The sequence below is a fragment of the Streptococcus sp. HMSC078H03 genome (genome assembly GCF_001808655.1).
GTDB classification, from domain to species: domain Bacteria; phylum Bacillota; class Bacilli; order Lactobacillales; family Streptococcaceae; genus Streptococcus; species Streptococcus salivarius_G.
The window spans coordinates 1-16,421 of the sequence record NZ_KV794103.1; the positions used below are offsets into that span (position 1 = coordinate 1).

Annotated in this window: 14 protein-coding genes; all 14 read right to left on the reverse strand. The window is 39.6% G+C overall.

Annotated elements, in window-relative coordinates; translation table 11 throughout:
* Positions 1–125 precede the first annotated feature (125 nt).
* The 14 genes from HMPREF2607_RS04945 to HMPREF2607_RS05010 all read right to left on the reverse strand — a co-directional run bounded on the left by HMPREF2607_RS04945 (position 126) and on the right by HMPREF2607_RS05010 (position 16,056).
* Complete coding sequence (locus HMPREF2607_RS04945; protein ID WP_014634406.1) at positions 126–1,007, reverse strand: DNA/RNA non-specific endonuclease; 882 nt, start codon at positions 1,005–1,007, stop codon at positions 126–128.
* Between the two features lie 61 nt (positions 1,008–1,068).
* Positions 1,069–1,257: a DNA-directed RNA polymerase subunit beta gene (locus HMPREF2607_RS04950; RefSeq protein ID WP_013990684.1), complete on the reverse strand. Its 189-nt coding sequence runs from the start codon at positions 1,255–1,257 to the stop codon at positions 1,069–1,071.
* Position 1,258: 1 nt separating this feature from the next.
* Positions 1,259–2,530 carry a UDP-N-acetylglucosamine 1-carboxyvinyltransferase gene (gene murA, locus HMPREF2607_RS04955; RefSeq protein ID WP_013990685.1) on the reverse strand — a complete coding sequence of 424 codons (1,272 nt, stop codon included), beginning with the start codon at positions 2,528–2,530 and terminating at the stop codon, positions 1,259–1,261.
* Positions 2,531–2,597: 67 nt separating this feature from the next.
* A complete protein-coding gene (locus HMPREF2607_RS04960) occupies positions 2,598–2,834 on the reverse strand; it encodes a DUF1146 family protein (protein ID WP_013990686.1) in 237 nt (78 codons plus the stop codon).
* A gap of 191 nt (positions 2,835–3,025) precedes the next feature.
* The gene (gene galE / locus HMPREF2607_RS04965) at positions 3,026–4,039 is read right to left on the reverse strand and encodes a UDP-glucose 4-epimerase GalE (RefSeq protein WP_014634405.1); all 1,014 of its coding nucleotides are present in this window, start codon (positions 4,037–4,039) and stop codon (positions 3,026–3,028) included.
* Between the two features lie 14 nt (positions 4,040–4,053).
* On the reverse strand, positions 4,054–5,475 hold the full coding sequence (locus HMPREF2607_RS04970; protein WP_014634404.1) for a DUF4832 domain-containing protein: 1,422 nt from the start codon (positions 5,473–5,475) through the stop codon (positions 4,054–4,056).
* Positions 5,468–6,139 carry a DUF4956 domain-containing protein gene (locus tag HMPREF2607_RS04975; protein ID WP_002883515.1) on the reverse strand — a complete coding sequence of 224 codons (672 nt, stop codon included), beginning with the start codon at positions 6,137–6,139 and terminating at the stop codon, positions 5,468–5,470. Before HMPREF2607_RS04975 ends, HMPREF2607_RS04970 begins: the two co-directional genes overlap by 8 nt.
* 49 nt (positions 6,140–6,188) lie before the next feature.
* Positions 6,189–6,917, reverse strand: coding sequence for a polyphosphate polymerase domain-containing protein (locus tag HMPREF2607_RS04980; RefSeq protein WP_064521079.1), 729 nt, complete (start codon positions 6,915–6,917; stop codon positions 6,189–6,191).
* Positions 6,907–8,673 carry a CotH kinase family protein gene (locus HMPREF2607_RS04985; protein ID WP_048790584.1) on the reverse strand — a complete coding sequence of 589 codons (1,767 nt, stop codon included), beginning with the start codon at positions 8,671–8,673 and terminating at the stop codon, positions 6,907–6,909. The genes HMPREF2607_RS04980 and HMPREF2607_RS04985 overlap by 11 nt, the downstream gene beginning before the upstream one ends.
* Positions 8,670–10,121 (reverse strand): exopolysaccharide Pel transporter PelG, encoded by a 1,452-nt coding sequence (pelG, locus tag HMPREF2607_RS04990; protein WP_048790583.1) that lies wholly within the window; start codon positions 10,119–10,121, stop codon positions 8,670–8,672. Before pelG ends, HMPREF2607_RS04985 begins: the two co-directional genes overlap by 4 nt.
* On the reverse strand, positions 10,121–11,524 hold the full coding sequence (gene pelF / locus HMPREF2607_RS04995) for a GT4 family glycosyltransferase PelF (protein ID WP_070476214.1): 1,404 nt from the start codon (positions 11,522–11,524) through the stop codon (positions 10,121–10,123). The genes pelG and pelF overlap by 1 nt, the downstream gene beginning before the upstream one ends.
* A gap of 22 nt (positions 11,525–11,546) precedes the next feature.
* Positions 11,547–13,373 carry a DUF2194 domain-containing protein gene (locus tag HMPREF2607_RS05000; RefSeq protein ID WP_070476216.1) on the reverse strand — a complete coding sequence of 609 codons (1,827 nt, stop codon included), beginning with the start codon at positions 13,371–13,373 and terminating at the stop codon, positions 11,547–11,549.
* A complete protein-coding gene (locus HMPREF2607_RS05005) occupies positions 13,370–14,287 on the reverse strand; it encodes a hypothetical protein (RefSeq protein WP_070476219.1) in 918 nt (305 codons plus the stop codon). The genes HMPREF2607_RS05000 and HMPREF2607_RS05005 overlap by 4 nt, the downstream gene beginning before the upstream one ends.
* Positions 14,284–16,056 carry a DUF4118 domain-containing protein gene (locus HMPREF2607_RS05010; RefSeq protein WP_070476222.1) on the reverse strand — a complete coding sequence of 591 codons (1,773 nt, stop codon included), beginning with the start codon at positions 16,054–16,056 and terminating at the stop codon, positions 14,284–14,286. The genes HMPREF2607_RS05005 and HMPREF2607_RS05010 overlap by 4 nt, the downstream gene beginning before the upstream one ends.
* Between the last annotated feature and the right edge of the window lie 365 nt (positions 16,057–16,421).

Here is a 16,421-nt window from a genome sequence, read left to right on the forward strand (position 1 = left end):
TAGCTACTCTCGCTACCTCTCTAAACAATGGGAGCAAGCTAGTGAATAAAACAAAAACTCACCTGCCGGTGGGTTTTTATTTTGCTGGATACTAAAAACGACTCCAACCGGAGTCGTTTGTTTCGTTAATTCACCGTTACTTTCCCTGAATAATAATCTAGGGTAATTCCCTGTTGGACATTTGGAACGAAGACGTTGAACTCAAGCGAGCCATCAGCTGACTTGGCTTCAAGATGTGATCCTGATGGAATCAGGTTATCTCCTTCATAAATGAGGGTAACGCGGTAACGGACACGTTTGTTTTTATCCTGAGCTTTTCGTACCAGGCTTTCATAATAGTTTTGGCCTGTGGAAGTTTCACTATTAGCTTGGTTAGCCCAAGCAGTTTGAACGGCAATATTTTCTGGATTTGAAGTCGAGGCATCAAATCCTTTAAGACCACCTACTAGAGCATAACCTAACAAATGACCTCGGTCTACGGCATGGCTATACTCTCCTGAAAGATTGTGAACTTGATGCCATCCAGCTGGTGTCCAAGAAGTTGAGCCATTCCCTGTTTCTTGACGATTTTTGTACTGTCTGGTCGCTTTACTTAACAAGGCATTCGCAACTGTAGGAACCGTTTGTCCTTGAACTGTTTTGACTTGGTTATTAGCGTAGGGTTGGCTAGATACCTTAGCATTAAGATTGGTTTTATTACCGTTAACAATATAAGCTCCTGCCCCATTCCATTCTATGGTGTTTCCTAGTTGACTCTTGACGGAGCTGGTCATCACTGTCTCAGCGAGCTGCTCTTGTGGCGTAGACTGCCCACTTGTTGAGCCGTTTGATTTGGCGGAGTTATTGGATTTTCCCGAGACTAGACTAGCTACCTGCTTGATTGGATTGTTAGGTGAGAGCTTATTACTCGTTCCAATGTAACCTAAAACTGCAATCAAAACCGCTATTAGTAACGAGACTAGCTGACGTTTCTGTTTATTTGTTAAAGATGTCTTTCTTTTTGCCATTGTTCTCTTTCTTTTATATGTATGTCATGACTAAAGGAGCGGGATTACTTCCCACTCCCTTTTATTTTCCTGTAAATTTAGCAACAATTGCCTGCCAAGTTTCTGGTTTTAAGATGCTTATCGGATCCTTGCCCTCTCCTAAAACAGCATAGCCAACCATCAAGCCGATAGCTAGAAAAGCAAGGCCAATCACACACACACTTAAAACAAGTAATAATTGACGAAAAACATAGCCTTTACCAGTTTCCATACTAAGCCTCACTTACACGTGAAATATTTGCTCCTAGTTTAGCTAGTTTCTCATGGAATTGATAGTAACCACGATCCAAGTGTGTCAATTTACCAACAGTCGTTGTTCCTTCAGCTACCATTCCTGTAAGAATAAGTGCTGCCGAAGCTCGAAGGTCAGTAGACATAACTTGAGCACCTTGAAGTGGCAAACCACCGTGAATCATAGCCGTATCACGAAGGATTTCTGAATGAAGTCCCATACGACGCATTTCTTCCAAGTGTTGGAAGCGATTCTCAAAGACAGTTTCAATCATGGTTGATTCCCCATTTACCACTGCCATAAGTGCTGTAAATTGAGCTTGCATGTCAGTTGGGAAACCTGGGTGAGGTAGAGTTTTAACGGTTACTGGTTTCAATTGTGAAACATCAGATTTAACACGAATACCGCCTTCTTCTTCCTTAACATCGACACCCATTTCCAATAATTTTGAAATCAAAGGACGGTTATGTTCCCAGATAGCGTCTTTGATGAGGACATCTCCAGAAGTCATAGCCGCTGCTACCATAAAGGTACCTGCTTCAATACGGTCCTGAACAACTGCATGTTTAGTACCATGGAGAGCTTTAACACCTTTAATCACGAGTGTTTCAGTTCCAGCACCTTTAACGTCTGCTCCCATCTCGTTAAGAAGAAGGGCCAAGTCAACAATTTCTGGTTCACGCGCAGCATTTTCAATGGTTGTAACACCATCAGCCAAAGTTGCTGCCATCATAAGGTTTTGAGTGGCACCAACAGATGGGAAGTCCATATAAATAGTTGCACCTTTAAGGTTTTCTGCTGTCGCAGTAATGTCACCACCAACTTGGGTAATTTTAGCACCCATTGCTTCTAAACCTTTGAGGTGGAGGTCGATTGGACGACTACCAATCGTACAACCGCCAGGCATTGAAACCTTAGCGTGACCATTACGAGCAAGAATAGGTCCAAGAACTACAATTGACGCACGCATCTTGCTAACATACTCGTATGGTGCTTGATCGAGAATTTCTCCACTAGCATCAACGACAACGGTATTGTTTTCCTCGTCAAAGTCTACAGCAATATCTAAACCACGAACAACATTATTCATCGTGTAAACATCTGACAAGATTGGAACATTAGTTAAGGTTGTTTGACCTTCTGAGGCCAAGATAGTCGCCGCCAACAAAGGGAGGACAGCGTTTTTAGCACCTTCAATGACAACCTCACCACTTAATCGAGTGTTGCCACCCTGCACAATAATTTTATCCATAAGGATTCCTTTCAAGGGTCATTTTCATCTTTTTGTATTATATCAAAAGTCTTTTAAAATCACTAATTTAAGAAATCGAGCTAGCCATATTCTGTCCAAAAGCTAAAACCGACAGAACAAAGGAGCTGATAAGATAGCCTAAGGCAATACTGATAAAGAGCAAAAAGAGTTTCAATTTTCCAGTATTTTCAATTGGATTTTTGATAATCTTCGCCCAATCAAAGAGGCTAATCAGCATTTGGTAGCTCAATCCTATAAATACAAGGTGACTCGCCAAAGTGACGAATTGATTAATAATAGTCATAATTTCATTATACCATAGAAAGCTAAGCTAAAACATAAAAAGAGGGTGAGACAGTTCTAAATCTGTAATCATTTAGTGACTGCTTCCACTCCTCTTCTTTTTATTTTTGAAGCTACTAGATTAGGGATAGTTTAAAACAATCTAGTGCTTATCTTACACTCTCTAGGAACTGATAATTTGAGCTAAGCTACTTAGTCTTCATAACCATTTGGGTTAGTCGTTTGCCAACGCCAAGAATCTCTAACCATTTCTTTCAAGGTCTTCTTAGCTTCCCAGCCAAGGACTTCTTTGGCCTTTTCAGGAGAGGCATAGCAAGTAGCAATATCACCAGCACGACGTCCTTGAATACGGTATGGGATAGCAACCTTGTTTTCAGCTTCGAAAGTCTTAACAAGATCCAAAACGCTATAACCATGTCCGGTACCCAAGTTGAAAATTTCAGCACCTTTGTGACTCAAATTATATTTGACAGCAGCCAAGTGACCTGAGGCCAAGTCAAGAACGTGAATGTAGTCACGCACACCTGTACCATCTGGAGTTGGATAGTCATCCCCAAAGACGTTAAGCTCAGGCAGTTTACCGATAGCTACTTGTGTAATATATGGCATCAGGTTGTTTGGAATACCGTTTGGCAATTCCCCAATCAAACCACTTTCATGAGCACCGATAGGATTGAAATAACGAAGATTTGTGACAGACCATGACGGATCTGATGCAGCTACGTCTGTAAGAATTTGTTCCATCATCAACTTAGTATAACCGTATGGGTTGATAGCTAATGTTGGCATATCTTCGGTCATTGGAGAAGGATTATTGGTACCGTAAACTGTGGCACTTGAACTGAAGACAATGTTTTTCACATCGTATTCCTTCATTTTTTCAAGGAGAGTAATGGTACCACTGATGTTGTTCTTATAATATTTCAAAGGTTTTTGAACAGATTCACCTACTGCCTTGAAGGCTGCAAAGTGAATAACTAACTCAATATCTTCATTTGTGAAAACCTTATCCAAAAAATCAGTATCTAAAATTGATCCTTGATAAAATGGAAACTTTTTACCTGTAATCTTTTCCAAACGTTCAAGTACTGCTGGTGAACTATTTGAAAAGTCGTCAACTAAGACTACATCGAAACCTGCATTAAGGAGTTCAACGGTTGTGTGGCTACCAATATAGCCAGCTCCTCCTGTAATTAAAATAGACATTTATTTTTCCTTTCTTACTTGCTAGTGCCTTTTTGATCCTTTTGAATCGTTGCTAATTTAGGCATGACTTCTCCTTCAAAACCTTTCATGGCAAAATGAACCGAAGGCTCTTGTGTCATTGGAGATAGAATTCCTAGCTTCACTTGATAGTTCTGATCTTTAGAATAGGCGAAACTTGCCTTAAGTTCAGTTGTTTGATCAGGAAGCAATTCAGACAAACGACACTCAAGTTGTTGTGCTTGAAGAACCTTGCCATTAGTATTACACAAGTATAATACCACAGGCCAATCCCCATATAAAGGGGCAACCCCAGAATTTTCCAAATTAAGGGTAATCTCAACCTTGCTCTCTCCTTTGGAGATTGTCAAACCTGATACCCAGAGGCGATAGCCCATGTTCTTCAAGAGCTCCTTATAGGCAGCTTGGCCGTCACCGATATCTTCAGCAACCTTTGGACCCAAGAAGGTCAAATGAGCTGCCTTAGCTTCTTCAGTTAACTCATCTAAGTTATTACCTAGTAAGCTAGACATAGACTGTGAACTTGTTAATTCACCACCGATAGGAGCCTTTTCCCAAGCCTTAGGCATGGCTTTCAAGGCTGCCTGCTCTTGGGTTTGATCGTATGAGCCACCATTTTGAATCCAATTTAACCAGGTTTTAGTTGCTGATTTGTCTCCAAAGACATCATTATAGATTCCAAAATCACCTTCCAAACCTGTATCAAAAGGTCTTCTCATAAGAATCTTCGCTTTAGGAAAGGCTGGTTGAAACGGTGCGATGTAATCCTTACGAACTTCTTTTCGTGGTAATTGGCGAATGCCTGCATCTGAGTGAACATGCCACTCGCCCCAGTGTCCTAAGCCACCAAGTTCGATGTAGGCGATAAAATCATCATTGCCCCAACGCTGTCCCATAGCAGTAACAGCTTCTTTATAGTATTTTCTAAGCAGTTTATTTTGGTAATTTGGTGAAAATCCCTTACCGTAGGATGTGTTATAAGCATCCCCAAGGTCAGAAATTTCATTTCCCAACCAGTCAGGGATATCCTTATGACTTGATTTGCCAGGGTAATCTAGCAAGAAACGTAAGACGACCTGCTTGCCTTCTTTCTTCCATCGTTTGAACTGGTTACTTTCTTCAATTGTTTCCCAGTTATAGTGGCCCTTTTTAGGTTCCAATTCTTTCCATGTGATATCAACATAGACAAGATGAACATCTTCAGAAACTGTTTTTTCTTCCGCTGAAGGGACATAACCCATGAGCGGATTCCCAAAGCTCTTGTCTGAAAGCGTATATTCAAACTTGGTACCTGTATTTCTAGTATTCAAATACACAAAAATAGCATAAAGACCACTCGTAACGATGATTAGACAGATGACGAGCCAAAGTTTCTTCTTTCGACTACTCCAACTCTTCTTCTCACGTTTACTAGCCATGGTATTCGCCATTGTATTGGATTAGCGTAAGGTCTTTGACACCTTCGATAGATTTAATATTTTCAACGAAGGTTAGGTCGTTATTTTTCACAAAGACTTCAATAGCCATCTCAACACTGTCTTTTCGCATGGTTTCAGACTTGATAAAGTGTTTGATGCGACCAAGTTCTTGAATAACTTTGTCACCTGTGTGCTCACCATCATAGTGAACCACAGCGATATACACCTTACCAGTCTCTTGCAAGCGGCTAAAGACAATAAGCATCAGTAGGATAACAAGGGACGTTACAACGGCTAGGACATACATACCTGCCCCTACCGTAATCCCTGAGGTAATTGCCCAGAACAGATAGAGCAAGTCCATAGGATCCTTAACAGCGGTACGGTAACGGACGATAGAGAGGGCACCGACCATACCAAGTGAGATAACGATGTTTGAACTGATTGCAAGTGTTACCATTGACGTAAGCAAGGTCATACCGACCAAGGTCATGGCAAAACTGCGTGAATAAATAACGCCTGTAAAGAAATGCTGGTAAACCTTATAGATAAAGGCTCCAATCAACAAGGCAAGTAGCAAGACGATAACAATACGAAACGGCGACTGCGTCGCATAGTTATCAGACTGCAAAATTGATTTTTTTATAAAGTCTTGAACACTCATAAACTCCCCTTCTTATACTAAGTTCTTTCAAACTTAGCACTTTTCCTATTTATATATTCCCATCTTCCCAGTATTCAAAACCATTTAGATACTGAGATTTTTCATAAGCCAATACGTACTTAGAGACAGCCATCATGTCTGCTTTCCCTGGCAAGACACTCTGGACAATCTTTGGCAGATACTCTGTGTATTTAACTTCGAAAACCATCTTTTCTGGATCAATGACTGGAATTGTTGGTAAGTCTGGATCAAAAATATCAAAACTTCCAACCGCTACTCTGACATTTTGGTCAAAGGTTAAGCGAACTGTTCCAAAGTCATAGACCCAAGGCTCTCGCTCATAGTCAACGATGGTCCGTGGACGCAACATGTTACTAACGCATTCATAGTAAAATTCCTGACAGAGAGGATATGGACTTTTTAAGAGAAAGTCATAGTCCCCATCAATAATTTTATAAAATTCTTCAACTGTTAGAGGTGCATCCTCTTTCAAAATGTAGGTATCTACCTTTTTCTTACGCTCTAGTTTGATACTATTGGTACCGAAATTATAGATACGAATCCGATACTTCTTACGAACCAGAATACCTGCATCTTTTTCAGCATAGGCACTATTCCAATAGTCATCAAAATAAAGACTCCTAATGGTATAACCACCATTTGTCGCATGCTTATCCAATTGAATCAAATGTTTAAAACGTTCAGTCAGCAGAGCCTTTTCTGGTTCACCGATGACATATTTCAACTCATGGCGAAAGGGCTTCTCTTTAGTCTTCATAACCATCTACCCCAATTTTTCCATCTTCAAGGACAAAGAAGCTCATGATACCAAATTGTTTTGAATTATCACTATTGACATAGTAGTCAAAGGCACGTTGTGATTGTCCTGCTTCATTAGTTGCAGTCACACGCACAAAGTATTGTCCCTTAGGCAAGGTATCTGTTTCGGCACTGAGGGTCTTGAGACCAGATTTTTCAAAGACCTTGTCTTTAAATTCATAGTCTTTAGCTAACTCAACTGTGTAAGTCAACTTGCTGTTATTGAAGTCGTAAGAGGCACCCCAACTTAATTTCAATTTGTTATTGGCCACTTCCGGCTTATTGATAAAGAATGGTTGCGGTTTTTCAAGACTTGTTTTGTAAATCTTGTAGTTGTTCTCCAACTCATTTGGCAAATCTGCCAAAATCTTGTCGTAATTATCAGGTGTTGTCTTAGCATGCATTTGGTCAGGCATCTTAGCTAGGTAAGGTTTAATAACTGTTGCGTATTCATTACTCATAGAAGTAATCTTGTCACCAGTAATTGTCTTACGTAGCTCATCCATCTTCTCATCTAGACCCTTGCGGAACTCTTTTGATTTGAGCAAACGTTGGAAAAGTTGGTTACCCCAATAGTTGCTGACACCGACTTCCCAGCTATTGGCTTGGTCGCTGTCCTTACTTACCAAACGACGTTCATTCTTCATCAGGATACTATCGTTATCCCAAGGAATGATGTACCATTTAGTTGAGTTTTGTGGGCTATAGAGATACATGTTACGACTCTGTGTATCATCATTACCAAGCAACATCTGGAAGGCCATCCAATATTGGATATTCTCAGGATCTACATACTTGTCCATGATGGTTTCAATCTTCACCGATGGATCGTTGAGCTTGGTTAGAAAATCAATAAGTTTGGTGTGATCATGGCTACCTTTGATTTCCAAAAGTTTCTCGAATTTATCCTTATCAAATTTAGGATCATCTTCTTTAACAATCGTATCTTCATAGCGGAAGAATTCGAAGAAGTTTGGTTTATAAAGGTTGGCATTTTCATCTAGACCATGATCTTTCAGATAGTTTTTGTTAATCTGTTCGACTTGCGTGTAGAGACCATAATCTTCAAATTTACCTGAAGGATTGTCAGAGGTTTCATCTTTAACGTAGAGGTGAACAAAACTCGTTCTAGCACCCATGAGTTGTGGAATCTCTTCCATTAGATCATAAGACAACTTATTTCTAAAGCGAAGGGCTTCAGTCTGGTGTTTGTTAAGGTTGATTGTACGTTGACCGTTCCACTCACCCTTGTTCTTTTTAATCTTGATTTTGTAGTTCTTTTGGGCGTTCTTACTTGAACTTTCCCCACGAATCTGAACACTAGCATTTGGCACGTCTTGGTCATAACCTAACTCACCAGAGACAGGACCGTCCTCGTTCCCAACTTGAAGGAGTCCTGCTACTTGATATCGTTTAACATGCATTTTCTGATAATCTTCAACGGAATATTGGTTGACCTCAGACCATGAGTGATTTTGATTTTCTGTAGCATCTCCACGACGTACAGTCAGGTACATGGTCGTTACCTTTGTATGATCCTTATCATAGAGACTCTTTTTGTCTCTTAAGTGTACATTAGAGATATCAGTGGCCGCTTGTTTATCTACTTTTTTAGTTGTCACACCATTTTTTGTTTGCTCCTTGGTCCCGCATGCTGTAAAACCAAAGACCGTACAGAGCAACAAAACTGCTGCTAAACTCTTTTTCCTATTCATTTCCCCCACCTCTTTTGTATGTTTTCTAAACGCTCAGTCCATTTTTCAAAATAGCCCACGTCTTTCTTAGATACCATGGCTTGGCTTCCTAAGAAATGATACTGAAGATCACTTGTGTATTTATCGATTTCCTGACCACTTTCAATAAAAAGAACAAGAGAAGAAATCAAGAAGGCGTAGCCTAGGAAGGCTGAGTCCAAGAACTGAGAACCAAAACTCAAAACTACTGTTAGAATAGCAAAGTGTTTGGCAAGTTTCTTAGCACCCTTATAATCTGCAAAATACATCAAAAGCAAGATATTAACGTTACCAACAGCATAGAGACCATAAGCCAGACATAGCGTTAAAAAGTAACCATGCATTTGATTGTTAAAACCAATTGGTAAGTAAGTCAAGGCCACGCTTCCGAAGAACATAATGAAAATTGTCGCTAGCAATTGTTTCCAAAAAACATATTTGAGTTCGTTACTCATGACATCCAGCATTTGAGTTTCAGCTTCCTGGATATCCGAAAGACTCCCCTCTTCATTGTAGAGGTTAAAATAACGTCGGAAATGCGGATAGAAGGAAACCTCGACAGACATAACGAAATTAAGTGTTGATACTAAAGTCGTTAAGTAGGCTAGCATGGCTGGCACATCGTAGACTGGAGCTGTACGGAAGAAGCCGTCAAAACTCTTACTAATTGGCCCAAACCAGTTAATAATAATATGAGCAAAGAGGGCCACCAACATGTAAAGCCCTGTCTTGGCAAGATCAGAAAATTGATCAAACCATTTCAAAAACTCAAAGGACATTTTAAGATTAGATGGGAAATAGTCATGGATGAGACGAACCATCCAAAACATCATTCCACCGTATCCCAAACAAACACTTAGGAAGATACCATACTTTTGATGTAGGAAAATACTAAGTAATCCAGAGACAACCGTCACACCAATCGCTAAAAAGAAACCTTTGATAATTTCTTTATAGGATTTAATCGCTGTCAAGTAGGTAATGACATTCCAAACGAGACAGAGCTCACCAAAGAGCAAAACTCCCATAGCCACTTCTGCTAAGCTTCGACTAGCCAAGGCTAGATAAATCGCATACAGCGGTGTCCCAATCAAAAGCATCAAAGCACTCGACGCATAAAATGAGGGGATAATAGTCTCAAATTTTTTCTCGTAGAGCATGTCCGCAACAAAGCGGGTTACCACCAGAGAAAAGAGACTGGTAATCACGAGTGAAAAGATGATAGCGTAGGTTAAGTTCGAAAGAATATAATCACGCTCATTTTCACTGATTCCCGCTACCATTGTTAGAACAACGACACCAGCTGTAAGCAAAATCCCCAAAAGCATAGGACCGGTATAAACAATTCCAGCATAAGCGTAGGCCTTTTGTTTTGAAAAAAGGCTATCCTCGTTGTAAATTTTACGTAATTCAAATCCAATACCGGCCATTAAACAGCCACCTCCTCATATAAGCGTCGGTACTGACCAATCATTTGCGGATATTGATATATCGCTTCAACACGCTTACGCGCAATTTCACCCATTTCAAGCCGTCTTTTATCATTAATCGCCATCTTCTTCATAGCTTCTGCAAGAGGCCCTGTACAAGTAGGTGGTGCACAAAATCCTGCAATCCCTAGATTGTCATCCTCACGACCTTCTAGCAATTCTCGACAACATCCGACATCTGTCGTCACACAAGGACGACTAGCCGCCATTGATTCCAAAACAGAAAGTGGCAAGCCCTCAGAAAGACTGGTCAAAAGCGTAAAATCAATTTTCTTCATATATTCTCGAATATTAACACGACCAGTGAATAGGAGACGATCTCCCAAATCCATCTTATCAGCCAAACTAAAACACTCATCCGCATATTCTTGGTCATCTATACCACCCATGATATGCAAACGAACGTTTGGCACCTGCTGGGCCAATTCGTAGAAAGAATATAACATGGTTTTAATGTCCTTGATTGGAGCCAAACGAACCACAGCTCCGATATCAATCCAACCATCCGATTCTTTCAAAGGAATTTGAGAAAAAGCATCATAGTCAATCCCGTTTGAGATAACCTGACATTTCTCTGGGTCACACCCCATCTCAATCTGAATTTCCTTGGCCTTCGTAAAGAGGCTGGTAATTTTTTCAGCATTTTGATAAATCGCATCAGACAACATATAGAAGAATCTTACCCACTGATGGCGCATTGTAGGTAAAACCCACTTCGCACGAAGCAACTCTTCTTCACGTTCACGCGTATAAATCCCGTGTTCAGTTAAGAAGAGAGGTTTGTCATAGGTCAAACTTCCCAAAGTTGCAAGAATACCACCATAACCTGTAGAGATTGAGTGGTAAACATCTGCTTCAGGAGGTGGACAGGATAAAATATTTAAAAGTGGAAACAGCATCGAACGGATAGTGTGAAAAACATCTGAAAAAGATAGCTGTGTGTAGCGCTCACTACAAAGATCCTTTAAGACCTGAAAAAAGGCCTCACTACTCAAGAGATCGTTAGGAACGACCTTACCATCTTGTAACAGTTTAAACAAGACTTTCCAATCAGGTTGTTGGCAAAAAACCATATCCTTAAGCGCTTGTTTTTCCTCATCTGTAAACTGATATGGCTCTATGTCTTCTTTATCTGGCACAACATAGTCCAAAAAGACTTCGTGTACTTCTACGACATTTTCAGGAAGTTCATAAACAAACTCCCCCTTTTGTTCATGCGTTGCCCCCACAACCCAAAGAACAAATTCATGCTCTTTCATTTCTGTAATATATTGATGCATCCAAGTAGAGACACCACCGTGAACATACGGATAGGACCCTTCAAGAATTAAACATATCTTCATCGGCATTTTCCCCTATTTTGCCTTATTTTAATGTAATGGTGACTGACTTATTCGTAGCCTCCAATAGGTAAAGGTCACCCGTTAAATGCGTAACCTTACCATTTTTTACCTTCTTAACCTCGTTTTGATTTAAACGAACCATAAGGTAAGCATGATCATGAAAATTCTCAAGATCAATTTTTAGGGCGTCTTTGGTATATTTTTGAGAAACTTTCAAAATACCGTAACGCTGAACAGCACCTGCTAATTCTGAACCTGTTAGATTTCTAAGCGAAGGTGACATATTGTGGACCCAACTAACTTCCTTGTCCAAAGCCTTATACATCTTTGCCCAACCCAATTCTGCACCACGATCGACATCAAGAACATCATCAGGGTGAAGGAAGTGGTTATTAACATAGTGCATATTCATTTCAGAAAAGACCGTCATCTGTGAGAAATCATCCCAAACCGCACCAGAGACAGTACGTGGCTCTTCAATCATTCCATCAGGCGACACTTCAAACTCTTGCGAATAAGTGAAATCCCCTGGGAAATAGTTACTTGAGATAGCCTTGATTTCTGGGAAATCATTAACGATTACCTCTCGTCCTTCTTTCGAAAGAATGTTTGATGGTGGAACGTAGACTGATTTTTGCGCTTTAGGAAAGAGTTGGTTGACAAAACGAATCAACTCAGACAGACCAGCCTTCATAGCAGCCTTATCCTTCCAAGTCTTGTAGCTCGCATACTTTTCACCATAATTAACAGATGAAGGACTCAAAGGTTGGTGATTATAACCATGATAACCAAGCTCACCACCATTAGCCAAAAGCGAATTTCCAAAATATTTGAAACGATCTAAATCATTTTGTTGAACAATTTTACCGTCTGTCTGGGCCTCATAGTTTTCAATGACCACACCTGTATGAACGATACCATACTTTTCGTGCAATTTAAGAAGGTCTGGCCACCAAACATTGGTATAAAATTCAGACACAGACATGTCGTAATCACGTTTAACGAAACGACCATCTCCAGCTGGAACAGGTGATGGGAAATCATCTATATAATAGGTAGAGCCATTGATTACCGGATAAACTGTCGCTTCAGTCAAAAGGCTATAAGAAGCGGCATAAATACCACGGACATTACGCTCATAGATTCCAAGGTTATCAACGACAAACTTCCCTTTGCCGTATGATTTTTCCCAAATCAACGGTGTATGAGAATCATCTGTTGTTTTAGCATGCACCTTAACATCACCTTCAAGAGAGACTTTTCTGGCTGACTCAAAAGGTTCTTCAATTTTATAATTGCGTCCCCCACCAATCATGAAGTCAGGATCCACGTAGATTTCCTTGACCTCATCCATCTCAAAGTTGGAATAACTCACGCCGAGATTGTGATCAATGGCATCAAGATTACTTTCTTTCCCCATAGTTACTGCAAAAAGGGTTTGACCGCCTTTTTCAGTCCAATCCATGAGTGGCTGAACCTGGTCCTCCATTCGAGAAAGGTCAGTTACAAGTAGAACCACTTTTTTATAGTCGGAAAGCGAATAGGACTCGTGTTTAGCCACATCGACTAACTTAGCTCCCATACGCATATCTTTTAGAATTTGCTCGAACTGTTTCCAAGCCCTCTGACTCGTTTCATTTTCACTATCATAAAGAACTAGCGTATCTTTATCTAAATTTTTGACGACTGAAGCCGTAGATGGTACTTTTCCTGTTAGATAGGCTTCCTTACCTTGAGTCGGGTACCATTCCCCTTTCTTTTGAACAAAGAGTCCAATGGCCAGACACAAAATAAGACCAACACCTAGCAAGGTTTCTTTGCGAATAACATTTTTTTTACCTAATTTCATGCCATCACCTCTTTTCCTTGCCAGAAGTTCAAGAGATCTTGCTTATCCTTAGAAAGAACAACCTTTTTGCCTTGCATCTCACGAATCATGTTCTTAAATTCAGCAAACTGACCGGTTTGATAGTAATATTCCAAATACAAATAATACACATCATCCGCATGTGATTTAATTGAAAGCTGTGTCAAATGCTTTTGGGCCAAGTCATAAAAACCAAGAGCTAGTTCATTATGGATAACTCTCACTAAGTCCGTAGCAGTCGTTCCATGACTAAGTTTCTGCAAGAGACGCTCCTCGTACTCCTTACGAAGCAAACCTTCCATTTGTTTGCTTAGAAGTTCCTTAGATAGGTAGTCTTCCATAAAGTCACAATACTCGGTTAAGAGGTCAAGGTCTTCTTCACCCTTTTCAAAACGTTTCTCAAAGGCACTCAACTTCTCATCGTATTGACTTGAAATTTCAGAAATAAAGGTTGTCGCGTAGTGAACAATTTCACTGTCCTCATTTAAGCGGGCCAAGTAGAGCAAATCCATAAAATGAGATGGATCATTATTAGCCAATCCCATCAATTGCTGACGAGCTTCCTTAGCCTTATTCAAATAGAGAGATTCTTCAAGAGGAACGATGTCTTCTTCAACCAATTCCTTAGGACGTTGAAAATCATCGATATTTCCAAAATCAATGGTCAAATCTTTAATTTTGCCACCAACTGCTGCTTCTTGACCACGACGGTGTCTACCAGGATTTGGCTTAGAAATCATATGAATCAGACCGGCACCAAAGAAAGGTAAAGCAATTGGGAAAATCAAGTAAAAAATGGTTAAATCTGATCTGCCACTAACAATGGCTTTATAGACAAGTGCTATAGATAGGAAGTAACAAACCGTTAAAATACTAGTAATTAGGACTGGAATCATTGTGCAACCCTCCCTTGATGACTAGCTTGTTCAAGAAGTTCTGCCTTTTCAATGAAAGAACGACTCATTTTTGAAAGAACCTCAAGCTCGTTTAACACTTTAGTAGACATAGCTTCAAAAGGAACAGCCTCTACCCAAATGATAAAGGTACCATCTACCTTGGTCCTAATTTCCATGGCATAAGCTGGACGATTCTCAAGCAATGATTTATTAGCCCAGACACGTCCATGACCGAAGGCATCTCCAACTTCTTTAAAATCTGTCAAAGATACTTGCTTCTTATCGTTATCTCCCAAAAGAAGTTCATATTGGAAAGGACCACCACCATAAAGTGAAACAGGAGCATTCAAAATCTCTGAAACCAAATCAATCGTCTGTCTGAGAACCTTCTCAACACTAGCATGATCTAAAGTCACAAAGTAAGAATAGGCTTTTCCAAGACCATCTTGACTTGCTAACAAGGCATTTTTCAGGTCTTTATTTTCATTAAGTAATGTATGGTAGGATTGATTAAGGATAAGATAGTCTTCCTTAACTGTTTCCAACTGTTTGTCTAGTTGTAGCTTGTCATCTTTTTTCTTCATTTCCACAGAACCACAAACAACAGCGATAAAGATATAGGCAATAAAGGCCACCCAACGGTCCGTATTATATAGAAGCAATTGCCAACTAGTCCCAGACAAAATTTGACTGATTGTCAAACCAATAATTGCAAGTACTGCTGAGAACAAGCCATACCCCATGCCCAAAACTGTACTAATCAAGACAACAAAGAGCAAACGTAGGTCGGTCAATTGGAACTGTAACTGACCTTGAGTCATATATCGAAAAGCTTCAAAAACTAAGAAAGTCGCGACAACAGCAGCAAGTTTCTTATTTCTCTTTTGCTTAACGATATTATCTACGATATTGCGGAACTTAGAAACACGTAAAGAACCTTTTCGCTGCTTTTGATAGTCTTCGTAAATATCTGGCAAGTCACGCACCAAGGCATAACGCATAAACCAAGCGAATCGATCACGCAAATCATGGTGCTTTTCAGGATCGTTATCATATTTCCTAATTCTTCTTTCCTCTAAGAAATGAACCTGCTTGTTAGGGAAATATTTATCCAAAGCTTGCAAGAGCTCACCAAAAGTCAGTTGGAAGGGATCCGGAATAATAATACTTTCATAGATGTCATTCCATCGCTCACATAATTTGTGAAGCAAATCTCCCAAGTCAGATAGACTGATAAAAGTCGCCTGACTTTGTGATGACTCCTTCAACTCCACCTGCTCATGATCGTCTAAACGTACAAACAGTTTATATAGATAATCTTCTTTATTAATGACTGAATAAAGAAAGGGACTATGCAGAACTTTAAGGTTGACCCCAAATTCTCGAGTCCAAGATAATAAGGTATCCTTAGTTGTCGTCTGTAAGCTTCGTTTCCCATCCTCAAGGACAGGACCTGTAATGTAAAGTAAACGTTTGTTTTTTCTATCTTTAAGACACTCTAACAATCTGATGAGATTTTCAATCTCCCCTGAACTTTCATGTCCATAATTGAGATATTCCGAAAAATAGATGATTTGATCATAATCATGAAAATCAAAAACATCTTCTAATTGATTGTTCTCATAATGTTTGGTATATACGGTGATTTTATTCTTACGAGAGTTCTTTACACCTGTATGACCAAAAATAAAAACTGCTTGATTAGGAAACGTTTTCAAAATGAAATCGTTTGTTAATCCAGCAGTATTACCAAGTATCAAAATATTCATAAACTTCTCCCCACTTTTAAGAGTGTCCCCTTAACTACACTCTCTACCCATTCTAATCATTAGTCTCAAGTATTTCCCAATAATCTCAAGACCACCATGTAATGCCTTTCTTAAGAAAGCTCTTTGAAAGTTATGGCCTCCTCCCCAATGAGTGAGCACGTAACTCTCATCTGAATCTCTTTCGAAGATTCTTAAAGATTTTAAAAATATAAGAAAGAACAAGATCATTCTAAATAAACATTAATGTAAATTAATATTATTAAAGAATAGATTAAATTGACTAACTAAATATCTTGTTATGTTGATTAGCTTCCCCAAGAAATCACAAACTAACCAGATCACTTTAGATTATCTAACACCTGTTA

Excerpts from the sequence above, each read along its gene's own strand:
- galE (WP_014634405.1), bottom strand. The coding sequence starts at position 4,039 with ATGTCTATTTTAATTACAGGAGGAGCTGGCTATATTGGTAGCCACACA.
- murA (WP_013990685.1), bottom strand. The coding sequence starts at position 2,530 with ATGGATAAAATTATTGTGCAGGGTGGCAACACTCGATTAAGTGGTGAG.
- HMPREF2607_RS04950 (WP_013990684.1), bottom strand. The coding sequence starts at position 1,257 with ATGGAAACTGGTAAAGGCTATGTTTTTCGTCAATTATTACTTGTTTTA.
- HMPREF2607_RS04960 (WP_013990686.1), bottom strand. The coding sequence starts at position 2,834 with ATGACTATTATTAATCAATTCGTCACTTTGGCGAGTCACCTTGTATTT.
- HMPREF2607_RS04970 (WP_014634404.1), bottom strand. The coding sequence starts at position 5,475 with ATGGCTAGTAAACGTGAGAAGAAGAGTTGGAGTAGTCGAAAGAAGAAA.
- HMPREF2607_RS04975 (WP_002883515.1), bottom strand. The coding sequence starts at position 6,139 with ATGAGTGTTCAAGACTTTATAAAAAAATCAATTTTGCAGTCTGATAAC.
- HMPREF2607_RS05005 (WP_070476219.1), bottom strand. The coding sequence starts at position 14,287 with ATGATTCCAGTCCTAATTACTAGTATTTTAACGGTTTGTTACTTCCTA.
- pelF (WP_070476214.1), bottom strand. The coding sequence starts at position 11,524 with ATGAAGATATGTTTAATTCTTGAAGGGTCCTATCCGTATGTTCACGGT.
- HMPREF2607_RS05000 (WP_070476216.1), bottom strand. The coding sequence starts at position 13,373 with ATGAAATTAGGTAAAAAAAATGTTATTCGCAAAGAAACCTTGCTAGGT.
- HMPREF2607_RS04945 (WP_014634406.1), bottom strand. The coding sequence starts at position 1,007 with ATGGCAAAAAGAAAGACATCTTTAACAAATAAACAGAAACGTCAGCTA.
- pelG (WP_048790583.1), bottom strand. The coding sequence starts at position 10,121 with ATGGCCGGTATTGGATTTGAATTACGTAAAATTTACAACGAGGATAGC.
- HMPREF2607_RS05010 (WP_070476222.1), bottom strand. The coding sequence starts at position 16,056 with ATGAATATTTTGATACTTGGTAATACTGCTGGATTAACAAACGATTTC.
- HMPREF2607_RS04985 (WP_048790584.1), bottom strand. The coding sequence starts at position 8,673 with ATGAATAGGAAAAAGAGTTTAGCAGCAGTTTTGTTGCTCTGTACGGTC.
- HMPREF2607_RS04980 (WP_064521079.1), bottom strand. The coding sequence starts at position 6,917 with ATGAAGACTAAAGAGAAGCCCTTTCGCCATGAGTTGAAATATGTCATC.